The following is a 2,490-nucleotide window of genomic DNA, read 5'->3' as shown; positions in this document are numbered from 1 at the left end:
TCCGGCACGCCGTGGCGGCTCCGGTCTACAAGCCGGACCACACGATCAAGCAGCTGGTGGCCGTGGTGGAACTGAACAGCGGCGTCAGCCGCAAGTACACTGAAGGGGCCATTACCAAGCAGATCAGAGACGGCTTGACCCGGGACGTGATGCCGTACATGATTCCGCAGCGCTATCTTTACCGCGATGCCCTGCCAATCTCGCAAAACGGGAAGGTGGACATCAAAGCGGTGATCAAGGAGGTCAACAAGGCGTGATAAATCTGCAACCATATGAAAACCCGCAGTACTTCATCTACCTGCTGGTTGCCCTGTTGCCCCTGATCATCGGCCTGTACTTCGGCAAGCGCTACAAGTGGTATGAGGCCCTGGTCTCTTTGGCCTTCATCTTCCTGATCTTTGACGCGGACAAGTGGCAGCAGGGGGTCACCCTGATCTGCTACATCGTCTACCAGTTCCTGGTGACTTTTGCCTACCAGCACTACCGCAAGAAGACGGGGAAGGCCAACAAGACCTGGATCTTCTGCCTGGCCGTCTTTTTGGCCATCCTGCCGCTGGCCGCGGTCAAGATCTGGCCAGTCGTGCCGCACAGGCAGGGGATCGACCTGGGCTTTCTGGGGATTTCCTACCTGACTTTCAAGACGGTTCAAGTGGTCATGGAGCTGCGCGACGGGACGATCAAGCAGGTGGATCCGGTAATGTATGCCCGCTTCCTGCTCTTCTTCCCGACGATTTCCAGCGGCCCGATCGACCGCTACCGCCGCTTCGTCAAGGATTATGACAAGGCGCCGAGCCGGGAGGACTATATCAAGGATCTGGCTTACGCGGTCCGCTACCTGTTCCAGGGCTTTTTGTACAAGTTCCTGCTGGGCTGGTTCTTCGGGACCTACTGCCTCCCTTACCTGGAGCAGCAGGCCCTCCTGGCCGGGAAGATGACGCCGCTGCACCTGTCATGGTGGCTTTTAGGGGTAATGTACTGCTACTCGATGTACCTGTTCTTCGACTTCGCGGGCTATTCCCTGTTTGCCGTTTCGATTTCCTACTTCATGGGCATTCACACGCCGATGAACTTCAACAAGCCGTTCGCGGCCCACAACATCAAGGAATTCTGGAACCGCTGGCACATGACCCTGTCCTTCTGGTTCAGGGACTTCATCTTCATGCGCTTTACCTTCTTCGCGATGAAAAAGCGCCTGATCAAGAACCGGAACCGCCTCTCCCAGGTGGCCTACCTGGTCAACTTCATGGTGATGGCCGTCTGGCACGGCCTGACCTGGTACTACCTCGTTTACGGGCTCTACCACGCCCTGGCCATCATCATCAACGACATCTGGCTCCGCTTCAAGAAGAAGCACAAGCTGGTCAAGCACAACAAGTTCACCGAAGCCGTGGCGATTTTCGTGACCTTCAACGTGGTCTGCCTCAGCTTCCTGATCTTCTCGGGCTTCCTGAACAACCTGTGGTTCAACGTGCCGCTGGGCAAGTAGGCATTTTTTTAAAATAAACAAAAGAAAGATTCTCGACAAGAAAGAGGAAAATCATGGATATTCAAAAGCAAATTGTTGAAATTTTAAACGACGTTACTGGTGAAGACTTCTCAGACAAGATGGACCAGGAACTCTACGAGAGCGGGATCATGGACTCCATGTCCACGGTTCAGATGCTCCTCACCCTGCAGGAAACCTTCGACATCACGGTTCCGGTTTCCGAATTCAACCGTGACGACTGGAACACCCCGAACAAGCTGGTTGAACAAGGTGAAGAAACTGCAAGATGAAGAATAAGACAAAACTTTGGCTGATCTTCGGACCAGTCATCTGCGCGGCCCTGCTGCTGATCGGGATATTCTCCCTGCCTTGGGAGCGGACCTTCTCGCCAGGCAGCCTCTACCAGGCGGCCGCTTCGCAGACCGCGACGGTCTTCAAGGGCAAGGCCATGCGGCAGAAGGCCTACAAGCAGGGCTACGTGCCTTTCTACGGGTCAAGCGAACTGTCGCGTTTTGACAACATGCACCCGACGGTGCTGGCCACCAAGTACAAGCGCTCCTATATGCCTTTCCTGCTGGGCGGGGCGGGCAGCCAGTCTTTGGCCCAGTACTTGGGGATGCAGGACGCGCCCAGCAAGAAGGCCGTGGTGATCATTTCGCCGCAGTGGTTCACGGCTGAAGGGCAGAATCCTGATGCTTTCAGCCTCTATTATTCGCCCCTGCACGCCAGCGACTTCATTTTGAACGCCAAGGACACGGAAGCTGACCGCTATGCTGCCCGGCGCCTTTTGCAGATGCCGAGCGTGAAGAGCGAGCACGTCATCCACCACGCCCTTTTGGAAATCGCGGCCGGAGTGGGCATTTCCACGAAGGAACGCTACTACCTGCGCTGGCGGCGGCGGATGTACTCCAATGAGGACAGCTTTTTCACTTCCTGGCAGCTGCGGGACCGGCTGGGCAAGATCGAGCAGCAGGGCAAGAAGCTGCCCGACACCTACTCTTACG

At 56.1% G+C, this 2,490-nt stretch carries 3 protein-coding genes and 1 pseudogene; all 4 read left to right on the top strand.

Translation table 11 applies throughout. The features are described 5' to 3' along the window. Positions 1–257 (top strand): annotated as a pseudogene (locus lacNas_RS11415) (D-alanine--poly(phosphoribitol) ligase subunit DltA); the annotation flags it as partial. Beyond that, on the top strand, positions 254–1,486 hold the full coding sequence (dltB, locus tag lacNas_RS11410; RefSeq protein WP_201330544.1) for a D-alanyl-lipoteichoic acid biosynthesis protein DltB: 1,233 nt from the start codon (positions 254–256) through the stop codon (positions 1,484–1,486). The pseudogene lacNas_RS11415 and the gene dltB, both read left to right, overlap by 4 nt. Positions 1,487–1,539: 53 nt before the next feature. Further along, positions 1,540–1,776: a D-alanine--poly(phosphoribitol) ligase subunit DltC gene (dltC, locus tag lacNas_RS11405; protein ID WP_201330543.1), complete on the top strand. Its 237-nt coding sequence runs from the start codon at positions 1,540–1,542 to the stop codon at positions 1,774–1,776. Next, on the top strand, positions 1,773–2,490 hold a 718-nt coding region (dltD, locus tag lacNas_RS11400), incomplete at its 3' end, for a D-alanyl-lipoteichoic acid biosynthesis protein DltD (RefSeq protein WP_201346880.1). The genes dltC and dltD, both read left to right, overlap by 4 nt.

Source organism: Lactobacillus nasalidis, assembly GCF_016587775.1.
GTDB classification, from domain to species: domain Bacteria; phylum Bacillota; class Bacilli; order Lactobacillales; family Lactobacillaceae; genus Lactobacillus; species Lactobacillus nasalidis.
This window is presented reverse-complemented; position numbering and strand designations above follow the sequence as displayed.